The organism is Burkholderia sp. AU17457 (assembly GCF_002223255.1).
Classification (GTDB): Bacteria; Pseudomonadota; Gammaproteobacteria; order Burkholderiales; family Burkholderiaceae; genus Burkholderia; species Burkholderia sola.
In genome coordinates, this window is record NZ_NKFB01000003.1 from 2,029,579 (window position 1) to 2,046,826 (window position 17,248).

18 protein-coding genes and 1 pseudogene are annotated in these 17,248 nt (G+C 64.9%); 12 read left to right on the forward strand and 7 right to left on the reverse strand.

Translation table 11 applies throughout. The features are described from left to right. Positions 1-106: 106 nt before the first annotated feature. From CFB49_RS12135 to CFB49_RS12170, 8 genes are all read left to right on the forward strand, one after another. A complete protein-coding gene (locus CFB49_RS12135; protein ID WP_069620923.1) occupies positions 107-691 on the forward strand; it encodes a TIGR00645 family protein in 585 nt (194 codons plus the stop codon). 43 nt (positions 692-734) lie between these two features. Further along, positions 735-2,258, forward strand: a complete 1,524-nt coding sequence (locus tag CFB49_RS12140) for a fumarate hydratase (RefSeq protein WP_059528380.1) — start codon at positions 735-737, stop codon at positions 2,256-2,258. Between the two features lie 193 nt (positions 2,259-2,451). After that, positions 2,452-2,928, forward strand: coding sequence for a bacterioferritin (bfr, locus tag CFB49_RS12145; RefSeq protein ID WP_006478315.1), 477 nt, complete (start codon positions 2,452-2,454; stop codon positions 2,926-2,928). A 34-nt stretch (positions 2,929-2,962) separates the two neighbouring features. Then, on the forward strand, positions 2,963-3,820 hold the full coding sequence (gene murI, locus CFB49_RS12150) for a glutamate racemase (RefSeq protein WP_069620924.1): 858 nt from the start codon (positions 2,963-2,965) through the stop codon (positions 3,818-3,820). 149 nt (positions 3,821-3,969) lie between these two features. Further along, complete coding sequence (locus CFB49_RS12155; protein ID WP_006482749.1) at positions 3,970-4,206, forward strand: (2Fe-2S)-binding protein; 237 nt, start codon at positions 3,970-3,972, stop codon at positions 4,204-4,206. A gap of 218 nt (positions 4,207-4,424) precedes the next feature. Continuing rightward, positions 4,425-5,156 carry an energy transducer TonB gene (locus CFB49_RS12160; protein WP_006478312.1) on the forward strand — a complete coding sequence of 244 codons (732 nt, stop codon included), beginning with the start codon at positions 4,425-4,427 and terminating at the stop codon, positions 5,154-5,156. A 35-nt stretch (positions 5,157-5,191) separates the two neighbouring features. Next, positions 5,192-5,926: a MotA/TolQ/ExbB proton channel family protein gene (locus CFB49_RS12165; protein WP_006483875.1), complete on the forward strand. Its 735-nt coding sequence runs from the start codon at positions 5,192-5,194 to the stop codon at positions 5,924-5,926. Between the two features lie 13 nt (positions 5,927-5,939). After that, positions 5,940-6,368 (forward strand): ExbD/TolR family protein, encoded by a 429-nt coding sequence (locus CFB49_RS12170; RefSeq protein WP_089435304.1) that lies wholly within the window; start codon positions 5,940-5,942, stop codon positions 6,366-6,368. Positions 6,369-6,786: 418 nt separating this feature from the next. Here CFB49_RS12170 and CFB49_RS12175 read toward each other — a convergent pair whose 3' ends face one another. Next, entirely contained in the window at positions 6,787-7,761 is a 975-nt protein-coding gene (locus CFB49_RS12175) for a LysR substrate-binding domain-containing protein (protein ID WP_050018189.1), read from the reverse strand. Positions 7,762-7,882: 121 nt separating this feature from the next. Here CFB49_RS12175 and CFB49_RS12180 point away from each other — a divergent pair, with 121 nt between their 5' ends. From CFB49_RS12180 to hemP, 3 genes are all read left to right on the forward strand, one after another. Next, positions 7,883-8,755, forward strand: coding sequence for a pirin family protein (locus tag CFB49_RS12180; RefSeq protein WP_089491398.1), 873 nt, complete (start codon positions 7,883-7,885; stop codon positions 8,753-8,755). Between the two features lie 97 nt (positions 8,756-8,852). Next, positions 8,853-9,335 carry an SRPBCC family protein gene (locus tag CFB49_RS12185; protein WP_069620927.1) on the forward strand — a complete coding sequence of 161 codons (483 nt, stop codon included), beginning with the start codon at positions 8,853-8,855 and terminating at the stop codon, positions 9,333-9,335. Between the two features lie 140 nt (positions 9,336-9,475). Beyond that, entirely contained in the window at positions 9,476-9,721 is a 246-nt protein-coding gene (hemP, locus tag CFB49_RS12190; protein ID WP_089435305.1) for a hemin uptake protein HemP, read from the forward strand. A 276-nt stretch (positions 9,722-9,997) separates the two neighbouring features. Here the strand turns inward: hemP and CFB49_RS12195 are convergent, their stop codons facing one another. The 5 genes from CFB49_RS12195 to uvrB all read right to left on the reverse strand — a co-directional run bounded on the left by CFB49_RS12195 (position 9,998) and on the right by uvrB (position 15,549). Further along, complete coding sequence (locus tag CFB49_RS12195; RefSeq protein WP_069620929.1) at positions 9,998-11,395, reverse strand: 4Fe-4S binding protein; 1,398 nt, start codon at positions 11,393-11,395, stop codon at positions 9,998-10,000. After that, positions 11,392-12,234: an FTR1 family iron permease gene (locus CFB49_RS12200; RefSeq protein ID WP_089491399.1), complete on the reverse strand. Its 843-nt coding sequence runs from the start codon at positions 12,232-12,234 to the stop codon at positions 11,392-11,394. Before CFB49_RS12200 ends, CFB49_RS12195 begins: the two co-directional genes overlap by 4 nt. 58 nt (positions 12,235-12,292) lie before the next feature. Further along, positions 12,293-12,625: a cupredoxin domain-containing protein gene (locus tag CFB49_RS12205; protein ID WP_089491400.1), complete on the reverse strand. Its 333-nt coding sequence runs from the start codon at positions 12,623-12,625 to the stop codon at positions 12,293-12,295. A gap of 55 nt (positions 12,626-12,680) precedes the next feature. Further along, positions 12,681-13,232 carry an iron transporter gene (locus CFB49_RS12210; RefSeq protein WP_006483880.1) on the reverse strand — a complete coding sequence of 184 codons (552 nt, stop codon included), beginning with the start codon at positions 13,230-13,232 and terminating at the stop codon, positions 12,681-12,683. Positions 13,233-13,458: 226 nt separating this feature from the next. Further along, positions 13,459-15,549, reverse strand: a complete 2,091-nt coding sequence (gene uvrB / locus CFB49_RS12215) for an excinuclease ABC subunit UvrB (protein WP_069620932.1) — start codon at positions 15,547-15,549, stop codon at positions 13,459-13,461. 258 nt (positions 15,550-15,807) lie between these two features. Here uvrB and CFB49_RS12225 point away from each other — a divergent pair, with 258 nt between their 5' ends. Then, the gene (locus tag CFB49_RS12225) at positions 15,808-17,007 is read left to right on the forward strand and encodes an amino acid aminotransferase (RefSeq protein ID WP_006478300.1); all 1,200 of its coding nucleotides are present in this window, start codon (positions 15,808-15,810) and stop codon (positions 17,005-17,007) included. 117 nt (positions 17,008-17,124) lie between these two features. On the opposite strand, the pseudogene CFB49_RS35665 reads toward CFB49_RS12225, so the two are convergent. Then, positions 17,125-17,248: pseudogene (locus tag CFB49_RS35665) on the reverse strand (3-hydroxybutyrate dehydrogenase); the annotation flags it as partial.

The following is a 17,248-nucleotide window of genomic DNA, read 5'->3' on the forward strand; positions in this document are numbered from 1 at the left end:
CCCGGCAGTGCCGGCGCGTCGCTGCAGCGGCGCCGGCCGACGCGTTACAATAGCGCGCCTTTTCAAGATTACCCCCGATACCTGCGCACCGCGCCCGTACCCCGACATGTCCGCCCCGCACTCGCCCGGCCATCCTGGCCGCCGCCCGCTTCGCCCCCTTCCCGCGCTGATTTTCATGAGCCGCTGGCTCCAGGTGCCGCTTTACCTCGGCCTGATAATCGCGCAGGCCGTCTATGTGTTCCTGTTCCTGAAGGAAGTCTGGCACCTGCTGTCGCATGCGACCGGTCTCGACGAAATCAGCGTGATGCTCGCCGTGCTCGGCCTGATCGACGTGGTGATGATCTCGAACCTGCTGATCATGGTGATCGTCGGCGGGTATGAAACGTTCGTGTCGCGGCTCGGCATCGAGGGCCACCCCGACGAGCCCGAATGGCTCGACCACGTGAACGCGGGCGTGCTGAAGGTCAAGCTGTCGATGGCGCTGATCAGCATTTCGTCGATCCACCTGCTGAAGACCTTCATCAACCCCGACCAGCACACGACGCACGCGATCATGTGGCAGGTGCTCATCCACGTGTCGTTCCTCGTGTCGGCGCTCGTGATGGCGTGGGTCGACCGCCTGACGACGCATACGCACCCGGCCCATTTCCACGAGACGCATGCGCCCGCGGCGTCCCGACCGGCGGCCTGAACCGTCGGCAAACCATTTCCACTGTCCCCACAGAGTCTCAGCCATGACCGTCATCAAACAGGAAGACCTGATCCAGAGCATCGCGGATTCGCTGCAGTACATCAGCTACTACCACCCGCTCGACTACATCCAGGCCCTCGGCCGCGCGTACGAGCTGGAAGAGAGCCCGGCGGCGAAGGACGCGATCGCGCAGATCCTCACGAACAGCCGCATGTGCGCGGAAGGCCGTCGCCCGATCTGCCAGGACACCGGCATCGTGACGATCTTCGTGAAGGTCGGCATGGACGTGCGCTGGGACGGTGCGACGATGGGCCTTACCGACATGATCAACGAAGGCGTGCGCCGCGGTTACACGCATCCGGACAACGTGCTGCGCGCGTCGATCGTCAATCCGCCGGAAGGCGCCCGCAAGAACACGAAGGACAACACGCCGGCCGTGATCCACTACGAGATCGTGCCGGGCGACAAGGTCGACGTGCAGGTCGCGGCGAAGGGCGGCGGCTCGGAAAACAAGTCGAAGTTCGTGATGCTGAACCCGTCCGACTCGATCGTGGACTGGGTGCTGAAGACGGTCCCGACGATGGGCGCCGGCTGGTGCCCGCCGGGCATGCTCGGGATCGGTATCGGCGGCACCGCCGAGAAGGCGATGCTGATGGCGAAGGAATCGCTGATGGAGCCGATCGACATCCAGGAAATCATCGCGCGCGGCCCGAAGGACTGGGTCGAGGAACTGCGCGTGGAACTGCACGAGAAGGTCAACGCGCTCGGCATCGGCGCGCAGGGCCTCGGCGGCCTCGCGACCGTGCTCGACGTGAAGATCATGGCGGCGCCGACGCACGCGGCCTCGAAGCCGGTCGCGCTGATCCCGAACTGCGCGGCCACGCGCCACGCGCACTTCGTGCTCGACGGTTCGGGCCCGGCCAAGCTTGAAGCGCCGTCGCTCGACGCCTGGCCGAAAGTGCAGTGGGAACCGAACACGGAAACCAGCAAGCGCGTCGACCTGAACACGCTGACGCCGGAAGAAGTCGCGAGCTGGACGCCGGGCCAGACGCTGCTGCTGTCGGGCAAGATGCTCACCGGTCGCGACGCCGCGCACAAGCGCATCGCCGACATGCTCGCGAAAGGCGAGAAGCTGCCGGTCGACTTCACGAACCGCGTGATCTACTACGTCGGCCCGGTCGATCCGGTGCGCGACGAAGTGGTCGGCCCGGCCGGCCCGACGACGGCCACGCGCATGGACAAGTTCACCGAGACGATGCTCGCTCAGACGGGTCTGATCTCGATGGTCGGCAAGGCCGAGCGCGGCCCGGTCGCGATCGACGCGATCAAGAAGCACAAGGCGGCCTACCTGATGGCGGTCGGCGGTGCGGCCTACCTCGTGTCGAAGGCGATCCGCGGCGCGAAGGTGCTCGCGTTCGAAGACCTCGGCATGGAAGCGATCTACGAGTTCGACGTGCAGGACATGCCGGTGACGGTGGCCGTCGATTCGTCGGGTACGTCGGTGCACCAGACGGGTCCGAAGGAATGGCAGGCGAAGATCGGCAAGATCCCGGTCGCCACCGCTTAAGCGCGATCGAACGAAAGGCCGGACGGACGTCCGGCCTTTTTACTTCTCATTCTCATTATTGTGCTCGGCCGGTTGTTCAAGGCTGATTCTCATTACCCGCAAAAGGCAGGCCCGACAAGGCTTCGAGGCTTGGCTTTTCTCGTTCGAGCGATTATCGTTCGGTTTCTGAAGCCCCACTGAACAAGGAACAGCCATGCAAGGCGACAAGAAAGTCATCGAATATCTGAACGCCCAACTGAAGAACGAACTCACGGCGATCAACCAGTACTTCCTGCATGCGCGCATGTACAAGCACTGGGGCCTCGACAAGCTCGGCAAGCACGAATACGACGAGTCGATCGGCGAAATGAAGCACGCCGACTGGCTGATCGAGCGCGTGTTCATGCTCGACGGGCTGCCGAACCTGCAGGACCTGCACAAGCTGCTCGTCGGCGAGGAAACCGAAGAGATCCTGAAGTGCGACCTGAAGCTCGAACAGATCTCGCAGTCCACCTGCAAGGAAGCGATCGCCTACTGCGAATCGGTTCGCGACTACGTGTCGCGCGAGATCTTCGAAAAGATCCTCGACGACACCGAAGAGCACATCGACTGGCTCGAAACGCAGATCGACCTGATCGGCAAGGTCGGCCTGCAGAACTATCAGCAAACGATGATGGGTTCGGCCGAGTAATCGCGCCACCCGCCAACTCGCCGCCCGCCTGACGATGACGAACCCGTCCGCCGCACCCGCACCGCGCGCCACCGCCCCTGTCGGCATCTTCGACTCGGGGCTCGGCGGCCTGTCGGTGCTGCGCGCCGCGCGCGCACACCTGCCCGACGAATCGTTCGTCTACGTCGCCGACTCGCACCACGCGCCGTATGGCCCGCGCGACGAGGCATTCATCACGGAACGCACGCTGGCAATCGGCGAGTGGCTCGCCCGCGAAGGCGCGAAAGCGCTCGTGATCGCGTGCAACACGGCCACGGCACGGGCAATCGCGGCCATCCGCGAACGCCTGTCGATACCGCTCGTCGGCGTCGAGCCGGGCATCAAGCCGGCCGCCGCGCTGTCCACGACCGGCGTCGCGGGCGTCCTCGCGACGCAATCGACGCTGAACAGCCCGCGCTTCCAGGCGCTGCTCGATCGCTACGGCGCGGGCCGCCGCTTCATCTGCCAGCCCGGCCACGGGCTCGTCGAAGCGATCGAACGCGGCGACACGGGCTCGCCCGCGTTGCGCGCGTTGCTCGAGCGTTACATACAACCCATGCTCGACGACGGCGCCGATACGCTGGTCCTCGGCTGCACGCATTACCCGTTCTTCACAGACACGATTCGTGACCTTGTTGGCGAACGCCTGACGATCGTCGACACGAGCGATGCCATCGCGCGCCAGCTCGCGCGGGTGCTCGACGAGCGCGGTCTGCGCGCGCCGGCCGGCACGCATGCCGCGCCGCCCCGCTTCTGCTCGACGAGCGACGGCCTGCAACTGCGTGCGCTCGCGTCGACGCTGCTCGGCCTCGATGCGCCGGTCGAATCCGTCACCATTTCCTCGCCGAACGCGCACGCCTGCGCAACCGCCTGACGCGGGCCGGCGCGCCGTTCCAGCGGCGACCTCGCCTTCCTCCGCCGTTTCAAGGGTCCGATGACCTTAAAAAAAGCCGACCCAGGCTTGTCAACCTCTGCAAAATTAATGATAATAATTCGCATTAACGTTAGCTATCGCAACTCATCATGATCGTCTGCGTGTGCAAGTCTGTTTCGGATCGCAAGATTCGCGCGTCCCTCGCCGAGGGCGTGAACTCTTTCGATGAACTCCAGTTCGAGCTCGGCGTGGCCACGTGCTGCGGCAAGTGCGAGGAGTCCGTACGCGACCTCATGGCCGAGCAAGGCGTCTGCGCGAGCCGTTGCGGTGTCGAGCATCATGCGCATCCGATTCCGGTCACGTTCTACGACCGCAAGGCCGCCTGAGCGGCGCCGAGCGTGCGCATGCGGCCCAGGCCGCATTTTTTGTTTTGACCGTCAGCAAGCCACCGTCTGCGCGAGCCAACGGCTTACCTGCCAAGGAGCCTGTGATGGAATTGCTGATCGGATTCGTAACCACCGTTTGCATCTCGCTGCTGATCTTCCGCAAGTGATGCCGATTCACCCGCCGCGCCCCGGGTGCGACGTCGTTCTTTCAAGCTAACATGCAGGCTTCGCATCTCGCTCCTGCCGGCGCCATGCCGGCTGCACCACGTATGAATCCCCGAGTGATCGTCGTCGCGGTCGGTGTGCTTGCCGCACACGCGATCATGCTGACGGCCGCGTGGCTCCATCGCAACGCGCCGCCGCCGAAATCGGTCGAGGTCCAGACGATCACCGCGCAGCTCATCACGCCCGCGCCGATCGCGCAGCAGGTCGCGGCCGAGTCGATCCCGCAGCCGGCGCCGCCGAAGCCCGTGCCGCGCGTGAAGCCGAAGGTCGAGCCGAAGCCGGTGCAAAAGGCGGCGAAGCCGACCCCGCAGCCGGTTGCGCCGTCGCCGGCCCCGTCGCCCACACCCGCTCCCGCTGCCGATCCAACGCCGGCGCCGGCCGCGCCCGCTCCCGCGGCACCGGCCGCCACGCCGGGCCCGGCGCGCGAAACGATGCAGGTCAGCGCACCGAAGAACGTGCCGACGCTCCAGTGCAATTTCGTGAAGCCCGACTATCCGTCGATGTCGCGCCGCCGCGGCGAATCGGGCACCGCCTATGTTCACTTCGTCGTCGGCGTGACCGGCAAGATCGAAAGCATCGATCTGCAGAAGAGCAGCGGTTATCCGCGCCTCGACGATGCCGCACTCGACGCGATGCGCTCGACCACCTGCCGCCCGTACGTCGAGAACGGCCAGGCGATCCGCGCCGCCCGCACACAGCCCTACAGCTTCGGGCTCACCGACTAACCTGCCTCATCCGGAAGATTCAAAGGAAACAAAAAATGCAAAGCTACGGTATCGCGCACGTCTGGGCGCAAGGTGATTTCGTCACGCGCGCCATTGCGATCACGCTGCTCGTGATGTCGGTCCTGTCGTGGATCGTGATCGTCATCAAGGGCTGGAACGTGATCCGCCTGAACCGCCTCACGAAGAATGCCGAGCAGGCATTCTGGCATTCCGACAATTTCGACGACGGCATCAAGAAGCTCGGCCTCGCCGCATCGACGCCGAACGACAACCCGTTCCTCGCGCTCGCGCTGTCGGGCAAGGAAGCCGCCGACCACCACCACCAGACGCAACCGCACCTGCACGACCGCATGGACGTATCGGACTGGGTCACGCGCTGCCTGAAGGACACGATGGACGAAGGCATTTCGCGCATGCAGAGCGGCCTCGCGATCCTCGCATCGGTCGGCAGCACGGCGCCGTTCGTCGGCCTGTTCGGCACGGTCTGGGGCATCTATCATGCGCTGCTCGCGATCGGCGCCACCGGCCAGACGTCGATCGACCAGGTCGCGGGCCCGGTCGGCGAATCGCTGATCATGACGGCCTTCGGCCTGTTCGTCGCGATTCCCGCGGTGCTCGGCTACAACGCGCTGACCCGCGCGAACAAGGGCGTCGTCAGCAAGCTGCGCCGCTTCGCGCACGGCCTGCATGCGTACTTCGTGACGGGCGCGAGCCTCGCGTCGTCGTCGACGCGCGACGGCCTGCGTCTCGCATCGCGCGCCGCCAGCTGAGACGAGGTGAACCATGGCCATGAACACCGGTTTCAGCGACGATGACGACGATGGCGTGATGAGCGAGATCAACATGACGCCGCTCGTCGACGTCATGCTCGTACTCCTGATCATTTTCCTCGTGACGATCCCGGCGATGCAGCATGCGGTGAAGATCGACCTGCCGCACGCCAGCAGCCAGCCCGTCGACGAAAAGCCGCAGACCGTCGACGTCGCGATCCAGGGCGACGGCACGATCCTGTGGGACGACCACACGGTCACGCGCGAACAGCTGCAGGCACGCATCGCGGAAGCCGCGAAGCGCACGCCTCAGCCGGAATTGCATCTGCGCGCGGACCGCAAGGTCGCCTACGAACACGTCGCGGAAGTGATGTCGGATGCGCAAGCTGGCGGCCTGACGAAGCTCGGCTTCGTGACGGAGCCCGGCGCAAAAGCGAAGTAACGCGCAGGCTCCGTCGTCGCCAGCGCCCCTGCGCACATCTGGCCGGCCGCACCTGGCCGGTCGCACCTGGCCGGTCGCACCTGGCCGGCCGCGCACAAAGTAAAAGGCCTTCATCGCCAGATGAAGGCCTTTTTTCATGCGCACGCGGGCGCCTTCGGGCGGCGGGCTCTTCGGCGGTATCGGTTACGCCTCGAGCAACGCAAATGCGACTCTGCCGTGGTCTGCACGGACTGCGCGTTCTGCCCTATCTGGCTCGCAATATATGCGGCCACCTGATTTCGCTCAGAACTTCCTTCACGAAATGGGATTTCAATATAGGCCCGCCCGCGCACGCATTCAAGGTTCCGGCGATTGAAACTTGCGATTGCCGGCGACGCTTCAATGACAAAACAAATTTGCGTCGTCGTGCATGCCGTGTTCAGGTGGCCGAAACATCGGCCGCCGTTTCCTTCTTCGCGCGCTCGGGGCAACCCGGCTCCTTGTATGCGCCATGGTCAAGCTTCTCGACCAGGTAATCGACGAACGCACGGACCGCGGGCGGCATCCCCTGACGCGACACGAACACCGCATACAGCTGCGGCACCGGCAGCGTCCAGCCCGGCATCACCGGCGACAGTTGCCCCGCGCGCAACGCGTTGCCGTACATCATCTCCGGCAGCGCGGCGATGCCGAGGCCATCGAGCACCGCCTCGCGGATCGTCATCAGGTCGGCGGTCACGAGACGCGGATCATGCTCGTGCACATGGCGCGTTCCGTCCGGCGCGATCAGGTTGAAGACGTGCCGGCCGTCGACGCTCGGCGTATCGAGCGTCTCGAAGCCGGTCAGGTCGTCCGGCGCCAGCGGCGGTGCGTTCTGGCTCAGCAGGCTCGGCGCGCCGACCAGCATCTGCTCGGTGCGCCACAGCGGCCGCACGACGATGTTCGCGTTCTGCGGCGGCTCCGAACGCACGCGCAACGCGACGTCGATCGAATCCTCGAACAGGTCGATCACGCGATTCGTCACGCGCACATGCACCTTCACTTCGGGATAGCGGCGCAGGAATTCGGGCAGGATGCGCGACAGCATTGTCTGCGACAGCGTCACCGGCACGCTGACGCGCACCGAGCCGCGTGGCGACGCGCGCAACTGCTGCACCGCGTTCATCGCGGCCCGCGCTTCGGCGAGCATCGCCTGGCAATGCTGGTAGAACAGCTCCCCCGCCTCGGTCAGTGCGAGCTTGCGCGTCGAGCGCTGCAGCAGGCGCACGCCGAGCGCGGCCTCGAGCTCGGTCAGGCGCCGCGACAGACGCGATTTCGAGATGCCCAGCACGCGTTCGGCGGCCGAGAAGCCACCATGTTCGACGACCTGCGAGAAGTACATCAGGTCGTTCAGGTTATGTGCATCGATATTCATCTCATCGTTCCAATTTCAGAACAATCCATTGCGAACCGCCGCAAATCGCCTGGTAAAACGCCCAATATAATAGCGCTATGTTTCGAAAATAACGCTATTCCGATGATTTCGAGGGCTTCCCATGACCACCGCTCGCTCGCTTGATCGCACCTACCCCGCGCTTCGCACCACCGAAGGCGGCGGTTTCGTGGTTCACCGCCCGTTTCCGACGCGGCTGCTGATGGATTTCGATCCATTCCTGCTGCTCGATGAAATGGGCCCGGTCGACTACGCGCCCGGCGAAGCCGTGGGCGCGCCCGACCATCCGCATCGCGGCTTCGAGACCGTGACCTACGCGCTCGATGGACGCTTCCGTCATCGCGACTCGTCAGGCCATGCCGGCACGCTTGGCCCAGGCGACGTGCAGTGGATGACGGCGGGTGCCGGTGTCGTGCACAGCGAGATGCCTGACCCGACGTTCGCCCAAGCAGGCGGGCGTTCCCACGGCTTCCAGCTGTGGGTCAACCTGCCGCGGCGCGACAAGATGATCGCGCCGCGCTACCAGGAGATCCCGGCCGCCCGCATTCCGACCGCGACATCGCCGGACGGCCGCGCACGCGTGCGCGTCATCGCCGGAGAAGCATTCGGCGTAAAAGCCGCGATCGAGACGCGCACGCCGATCCTCTATCAGCACTTCACGCTGGAGCCCCGCGCAACCGTCACGCAGCCCGTGCCGGCCGGTTATCGCGTGTTTGCCTATCCGATCGACGGAACGGGCCTCTACGGGCCCGACAGGCAGGCTGTCGACGCACGGCACATGATCGTCTACGGCGACGACGGCGATGTCGTCACATTCGCTGCCAGCGACACGGCGCTCGACCTGCTGCTGATCGGCGGCGTGCCGCTCAACGAGCCGATCGTCCGTTACGGCCCGTTCGTGATGAATACCGAGGAAGAGATTCGGCAGGCTGTCGTCGACTATCAGACCGGTCGCATGGGTCGCATCGAAGCGTGAATCGGATCGGGCGGCAGGTGCCGCGAGGCCGGTGGTTTTGCGTCACAATAACTTCTTGAACCACGTGGCCACCCGCCACCAGAAGGAACCCGTCCCCTTGAACTTCGAACATCTGATCCAGATCAATTCCGACGATCCGGCCGTGCCGACCCTCAACCGCGACCAGCTCTGGGAAGGTCTCGTGCTGCGTGCGGAACAGCCGCAACTGTTCGTGATCGGCCTCGACAGCTGCGTCATCCGCGAACGGACGGACACGACGCTCGAACGCGAACTGCACTACGGCCACGCGACCGTGCGCGACCACGTGACGTTCACGCCGAACCAGCAGGTCCGCTACGACATCCGTGCGGCCGATGGCGAGATCGGCGGCTCGCTGACGATGACGATCGAGGAACGCGACGACCACGAGCTGTTCCTGCGTTTCGAATACCGGACTACGCTGACGGTCACCGACGACAGCGAAGAAGCGCGACAGACGCACGGGATCGTCAAGGAGGCGTACCGCACGTCGGACATCGACACCGTTCGCCTGATCCGCGAGTACGCGCAGGGCCGCAAGGACCCCGATCCGCTGCACTGAACCGGGCGGCGGCCTGCGGGGCCGCCCTTTTGACTCAAGCTATCAGACCACACAAATCGATCGATAAAGAGTTTTTGTAAATGGGAATAGTTATCATTTAGAATTCATTCCATCGTATCGACAGTCACCGATCAAACCGAATGACCGACACCATGCGCCCGACCACGCTGACCCTGCGCCGCACCGCCGGCACCGCAGCCAGCAGCCGTCAGAAGACGGCAGCGGTCACCACGCCGGCGAAGCCCGCCGGCAACCGCGATGCAGGCACGCGGGTCGTCAACAGCGATGCGCTGCTGCAAGGCCAAAGCCACGTCAGCATCGCGCACAACGGAGAGACTTATCAGTTGCGCGCCACGCGGCTCGGCAAACTGATCCTGACGAAGTAACGACCGAGTATTGTGGGGACCACCTCCCTGAGAGGTGTTGGGCAGTAGCCAGCGTAACGGCTTGCACGCGAGATCTAGACCCCTTCGTGCAAACACACTCAAGCAGCCGTTGCAGCAAGCCAAGCCACTTTTTTTGGTTCTCGCACAAGGAAGAAAAAAGCGACACGTCGACGGACGTGTCGCTTTTTTGTTTGGGCAGCCCATGCGCGAAGCACGCTGCCCGAGTGTCGTGGCTGCCGCCGATGCGCGGCAGCGAGAAGCGGCATGCGTGCCGCTTCAGAATCCCCAGAACATCAACCACCATGCGCTATCGACGACGGCCAACCCGACGGCGAACCACGCGAACGCCGCGAGCCGGCGCGGCCACGCCGCATAGCGCCCGGCCACCTTCCACGCGAGCCACGCACTCCATATGTTGGCGCCGACCAGAATCGCGATGCGCACATCGGTAGCCCAACCAAGCGGCACATGCTCGGCGCGCAGCAGCGACAGCGTCGTGGCCGACAGCCCGAGGAACACGCCCGCGCCCGCGATCGGGATCAGCGCCTGGGCGAGGTGATGCAGACGCACGCGATCGAAGCGGCCGAGCATCAGCGTGGCGCCGGCCAGCAACACCAGCAGCGCCGTGCCGTACACGAGCCCCGTGCCGACGATGTAGCTGACGACCAGTCCGCCATCGAGCCAGGAGAACACGTCGTTGCGATCCGGGTAGTGCGTGAGCAGGAACCACGGCGCATTGGTCTCGAGCGGCCACGTGATGTCGTGATCGATCAGCCAGCCCGCGAGCCATTGCTTGATCTGCACGAACCACGGGCTGACGGTCCAGTGAAACGCGCCGATCGCCACGCCGAGCAGGCCGTACAGGATCAGCGCGGTGTCCCACGGGTTGGCCCGCTCCGCGCCGAGATTCACGACTTCGTCGGACGGCGAGCGCAGCGACAGCGAAATCGCGTCGCGGTGCCCGCTGCAGCGGCCGCACATATGGCAATCCGCCGCGCCCTTCATATTGCGCAACGGCACGAGCGGCGCGCAGTTGATCGGAATCACGCGATGGCCGTGCTCGCCGTTCTTGTACGAACGGCGCCACGCATCCTCGTCGACCTTGTAGCGCATCGGCGCCAGCCGCGCGAGCAGCCCGAACACGCCGTTCACCGGGCACAGATACTTGCACCACACGCGCTTCTCGCGGCCGTACAGCACGCCGATCACGATCGCGCCGACGGTCGAGCCGCCGAGCACGAACAACACCGCGAGCGGGTACTGGTACACGCTCACCATCTGCCCGTAGATCGTCGTGATGCCGAACGCGACGAACGGCCAGCCGCCCCACCGAATCCAGCGCGGAATCGGGCCGCCGCGACCGAACTTGCTCGCGTATTCGGTGAGCGCGCCCTCCGGGCACAGCACGCCGCACCACACGCGGCCGAGCATCACCATCGACAGCAGCACGAACGGCCACCAGATGCCCCAGAACGCGAACTGCGCGATGAGCGTGAGGTTGTTCCACAGATGCGCGGAATCGTCCGGCAGCGGCAACACCGCCGGCACGATGATCAGGAACGCGTAGACGGCGACGACGATCCACTGGATACCGCGGATCAGCGCACCGTGGCGCTGCATCCACTGGCCGGCCTGCGCGAGCCAGCCCGGCTTGACGGCGGCGACAACGCTCATGCCGCGCGACCCGCTGCGACGGCCGGACGGCGGCTCGCGCGCTTCATCAGCAGCCAGACGACCGCCCAGTACACCGCATAGGCGACCAGGTTGGTCAGCGCCGGATGCGCGCGATAACCGGTCAGCGTCGCGACGAGCGAACCGAAGGTGCCCGAATCATCCAGGACCGCGGACGTGTCCCACACCTGCGAGATGCCGAGCGGCAGGATTTCCTTGTCGATCAGCTTGTCGACGCCGGTCTGGAACAGGCCCGCGCCGAGGAACAGCAGCATCACTTCGGTCACGCGGAAGAAATGCCGCCACGAGAAGTACTTGCCGCCGAGCTGCAGCAGATAGAACGTGAGGAACGCGAGGCCGAGACCGATCACGACCGCGAGCATCTGGCTGCCATCGACGTGGCCCGATTGGCCGAAACCGAGGCCGTACAGGAAAATCACCGTCTCGCTGCCTTCGCGGGCGATCGCGAGCGCGACCAGCACGGCGACGCCCCACCAGTTCGAATCGCGCGTGCTTTGCTGCAGCGACTGTTCCATGTCGCGCTTCAGCGTGCGGCCGTGCCGGCGCATCCACAGCACCATCTGCACGATCAGCACGCACGCGATCAGCACCATCGCCGTCTGGAAATAATCCTGCGCGTCGCCGGACAGCACTTCGGTGAACCCGACCAGCGCGGCGCCGAGGCCGACGGCCATCAGCAGGCCGACGCCGACGCCGGCCCAGAGGAAAGGCAGGCCGCGGCGCGCGTCATCGTCGCCGTTTTTCAGCCATGCATAGAGAATGCCGACGACGAGCAGCGCTTCCACGCTCTCCCGCCAGACGATGAACAAGATCTGACCCATCGATACCTCCTGACGCACGGGGCAAGGGACTGGCGCGCCCGCGCGCAGATAAAACGCGTTACTTCGCGACGATCACGCCCTGTGCCTGCTGGTGGAAATCGTCGAAAAACTTGTATTCGCCCGGCGACAGCGGGGCGACGACCACGAACGAGTCGGCGCCCGGCGCGAGCACCTTCTCCTTGCGCAGCTGCACGCTCTCGAATTCGGCGGCGCCCTTGCCGGTGTTCCTGATCTCGATCTTGAAACGCTGACCGGCCGGCACTTCGATGCGGGCGGGATTCAGCTTGCCATCCGTCATCTCGAGCTTGAACGTCGGCAGATCGGCCGCGTAGGCCGCGCCGACAAGCCACAGCGCAGCGGCTGCGGCGACGATTTTCTGGGGAATTTTCATTCTGGGTTCTCTACGCCGACGGCGCGCCGAAGCGCGCCGTTCGTGATGCCACCGATCAGTAACCGCCCTTCTTGCCGATACCGGCGAACGGGAAGTCGTACTCGAGCGTGATGGGCTTGAACCAGGGACCCACGCCCGTTTCCTTGTCGACGTGGCGACCGAACGCCATGTGACCGGACTGCATCGGCGGCTTGACCACCATCGTCAGGTGGTACTTGCCGGGGCCGGCGAGCTTCACGTTGTCGCCGTAGTGCGGGCCGTCGCTCGCGACCATGCCCATCAGGTCGCCTTCGGCCTTCCACTTCGTGTCGCCCTGCTTCGTCAGCTTGTACGTAACCTGCAGGTACGGCATCCAGTCGCCTTCCGCGAAACCGGTCGGGTTGTTCTTGACCGCATGGATGTCGGCCTCGAGGTGGATGTCGGAATCCGACGCCTTGCGCATCATGCCTTCCGGGTCCATCGTGATCGGCTGCAGATACACCGCGCCGATTTCCATGCCGCCCTGGATCTGCTGCTTGCCGATCGGATACTCGGCAGCCGAGGCCGACATCGCGGCCAACGCCGCCGCTACCGCAACCGTCGTGCGGATGAACGAAGAACCCAACATGGACACTCCTTGTTATTTGTCTGACTATCTTGACGACATGCGGGCCGCCGCCGGGCCGCCCGCTGGAAACACTAACGCGACGAAGAACGTTAATGCGAACTATTCTCAATACATGGGGAGTTTAGCACCGAACCCGCTCCGGAACAAACGAAGAGCGCTGTAAACCCCTGATCCGACAAGGCTCACAGGCGCTTTACCAAAAGGATTCGGTGACGCTTGGAAAGATTTACCGCCCGCCGCTGATGTGGTCGCCGACGTTCGCGCCGAACACGCGTTCGCGCAGCACGGCAAGCTGGTCGCGGGTCGCGGCGGCCTTCTCGAATTCGAGATTCTTCGCGTAGTCGGTCATCTGCTTCTCGAGACGCTTGATCTCCTTCGCGAGCTGCTTTTCCGACATGTCCTCGAATTTCGCCCGCTGCTGCGCCTCCTTCAGCTCCGCGCGCGCGTCGTCGGCGTTGTAGACGCCGTCGATGATGTCCTTGATACGCTTCACGACGCCGCGCGGCGTGATGCCCATCTTTTCGTTGTAAGCGATCTGCTTCGCGCGGCGCCGCTCGGTTTCGCCGATCGCGCGCTTCATCGACTCGGTCATGTTGTCCGCGTAGAGGATCGCCTTGCCGTTCACGTTCCGTGCGGCGCGGCCGATCGTCTGGATCAGCGAGCGCTCGGCGCGCAGGAAGCCTTCCTTGTCCGCGTCGAGGATCGCGACGAGCGACACTTCGGGAATGTCGAGGCCCTCGCGCAGCAGGTTGATCCCGACCAGCACGTCGAACGTGCCGAGCCGCAGGTCGCGGATGATCTCGACGCGCTCGACCGTGTCGATATCGCTGTGCAGGTAACGCACCTTGACGCCATGGTCGGCCAGGAACTCGGTCAGCTGTTCGGCCATGCGCTTCGTCAGCACGGTGATCAGCACGCGCTCGCCGGCCTTCACGCGCGCGTTGATCTCGGTCAGCACGTCGTCGACCTGCGAGCTCGCCGGCCGCACTTCGATTTCCGGATCGACGAGGCCCGTCGGTCGCACGACCTGCTCGGCGATCTGCCCCGTCACGCGCTTCTCGTAGTCGGCCGGCGTGGCCGACACGAACACGACCTGACGCATCTTGCGCTCGAATTCGTGGAACTTCAGCGGCCGGTTGTCGAGCGCCGACGGCAGGCGGAATCCGTAATTGACGAGGTTTTCCTTGCGCGCGCGGTCGCCGTTGTACATCCCGTTCAGCTGGCCGATCAGCACGTGCGATTCGTCGAGCAGCATCAGCGCATCGGGCGGCAGGTAGTCGACGAGCGTCGGCGGCGGATCGCCGGGCGCCGCGCCCGAGAAATGCCGCGAATAGTTCTCGATGCCCTTGCAGAAGCCGAGCTCCTGCAGCATCTCGAGATCGAAGCGCGTGCGCTGCTCGAGGCGCTGCGCCTCGACGAGCTTGCCTTCGCGATGGAAGAACTCGAGTCGTTCGCGCAATTCGTCCTTGATCGTTTCGACCGCGCGCATCACGGTGTCGCGCGGCGTCACGTAGTGCGACGACGGATACACGGTGAAGCGCGGAATCTTCTGCCGCACGCGCCCGGTCAGCGGGTCGAACAGATGCAGCGTCTCGACCTCGTCGTCGAACAGTTCGACGCGCACGGCCATTTCCGCGTGTTCGGCCGGGAAGATGTCGATCGTGTCGCCGCGCACGCGGAACGTGCCGCGCTGGAAATCCTGCTCGTTGCGCGTGTATTGCATCGCGATCAGTCGCGCGATCACGTCGCGCTGGCCGAGCTTGTCGCCAGTGCGCAGCGTCAGGATCATCTGGTGGTATTCGGACGGATTGCCGATACCGTAGATCGCCGACACCGTCGCGACGATCACCACGTCGCGCCGCTCCATCAGGCTTTTCGTCGCCGACAGCCGCATCTGCTCGATGTGCTCGTTGATCGACGAATCCTTCTCGATGAACAGGTCGCGCTGCGGCACGTAGGCCTCAGGCTGGTAGTAGTCGTAGTACGAGACGAAATACTCGACCGCGTTGCGCGGGAAGAACTCCCGGAACTCCGCATAAAGCTGGGCCGCGAGCGTCTTGTTCGGCGCGAACACGATCGCCGGGCGGCCGAGCCGCGCGATCGTGTTGGCCATCGTGAAGGTCTTGCCCGAGCCGGTTACGCCGAGCAGCGTCTGGAAGGCAAGGCCGTCGCCGACGCCTTCGACGAGCGTGTCGATCGCGGTCGGCTGGTCGCCCGCGGGCGGATAGGGCTGGTAAAGCTGGAACGGCGACCCTTCGAAAGTGACGAATTTGGATTCATCGAGCGCGTCGCCGACTTCGGCATGATGTTCGGACATGGAATGCGGCCGGAGCAAGGGCAAAGAAAGCATTCTAGCGCTTCGTGGCCAAGCGAACTGCTGTCGACTCCTGACGCGCGGCGGCCGCCCGAAATCGCGATCCGTCGCCCTGATCGCGACGGAATCACAGCCCCGCCAGCACGAATTCGCTACAATGTCAGGCTGCTGCGCTTCCCGGCGTCGCGCCGTGGGCGCGGTCTATTGCACCCGCCCCGCCGGTTGAAAGCCTGACCCTCTTTTCACTACTGCCGAATCATCATGTCGCTCTTCTCCGCTGTCCAGCTTGCTCCCCGCGACCCGATCCTGGGCCTGAACGAAGCCTTCAACGCCGATGCGCGTCCGACCAAGGTCAACCTCGGCGTCGGCGTGTACACGAACGAAGACGGCAAGATTCCGCTGCTGCGCGCGGTTCGCGACGCGGAGAAGGCGCGTGTCGAGGCCGGCCTGCCGCGTGGTTACCTGCCGATCGACGGGATCGCCGCCTACGATGCGGCCGTGCAGAAGCTGCTGCTCGGTAACGACTCGCCGCTGATCGCGGCAGGCCGCGTGGTCACGGCCCAGGCACTGGGCGGCACCGGCGCGCTGAAGATCGGCGCCGATTTCCTGCGCACCCTGAATCCGAACGTGAAGGTCGCGATCAGCGATCCGAGCTGGGAAAACCACCGCGCGCTGTTCGAAGCGGCCGGCTTCGAGGTCGTCGCGTACCCGTATTACGACGCGGCCACCAACGGCGTGAACTTCGAAGGCATGCTGTCGGCGCTGAACGGCTACGCGGCCGGCACGGTTGTCGTGCTGCACGCGTGCTGCCACAACCCGACCGGCGTGGACCTGACCGAAGCGCAATGGCAACAGGTCGTCGACGTCGTGAAGGCGCGCAACCTCGTGCCGTTCCTCGACATGGCCTATCAGGGCTTCGGCGAGAACATCGAAGCCGATGCCGCTGCCGTGCGTCTGTTTGCCGCGGCCGACCTGAACGCGTTCGTGTCGTCGTCGTTCTCGAAGTCGTTCTCGCTGTACGGCGAGCGCGTCGGCGCGCTGTCGATCATCACGTCGAGCAAGGAAGAAGCCACGCGCGTGCTGTCGCAACTGAAGCGCGTGATCCGCACGAACTACTCGAACCCGCCGACCCACGGCGGCGCAGTGGTCGCAGCGGTGCTCGCATCGCCGGAACTGCACGCTTCGTGGGTGCAGGAACTCGGCGAAATGCGCGATCGCATCCGCGCGATGCGCAACGGCCTCGTCGAGCGCCTGAAGGCGAGCGGCGTCGATCGCGACTTCAGCTTCATCAACGCGCAGCGCGGGATGTTCTCGTATTCGGGCCTGACCTCGGCACAAGTCGATCGCCTGCGCGACGAATTCGGCATCTATGCGGTCGGCACGGGCCGGATCTGCGTCGCCGCGCTGAATACGCGCAACCTCGACGCGGTTGCCAATGCGGTCGCCGCAGTCCTGAAGTAAAGCCGCGCCGGGCGGCGGCCGTCACCGACCCCGCCCTGCCGACATGAAAAACGCGCTCCACGGAGCGCGTTTTTTTGCAGGCCAGCGCGGCGGGCGACGACAGCGCCCGCACCCGCGTTACTGCATGAACCAGCCGTGGCTGACGACGAACGATTGGCCGGTGAGCGCGGCGCTCGGGAACGCCGACAGGAACAGCACCGTCTGCGCGACGTCCTGCACCGTCGTGAACACGCCGTCGACC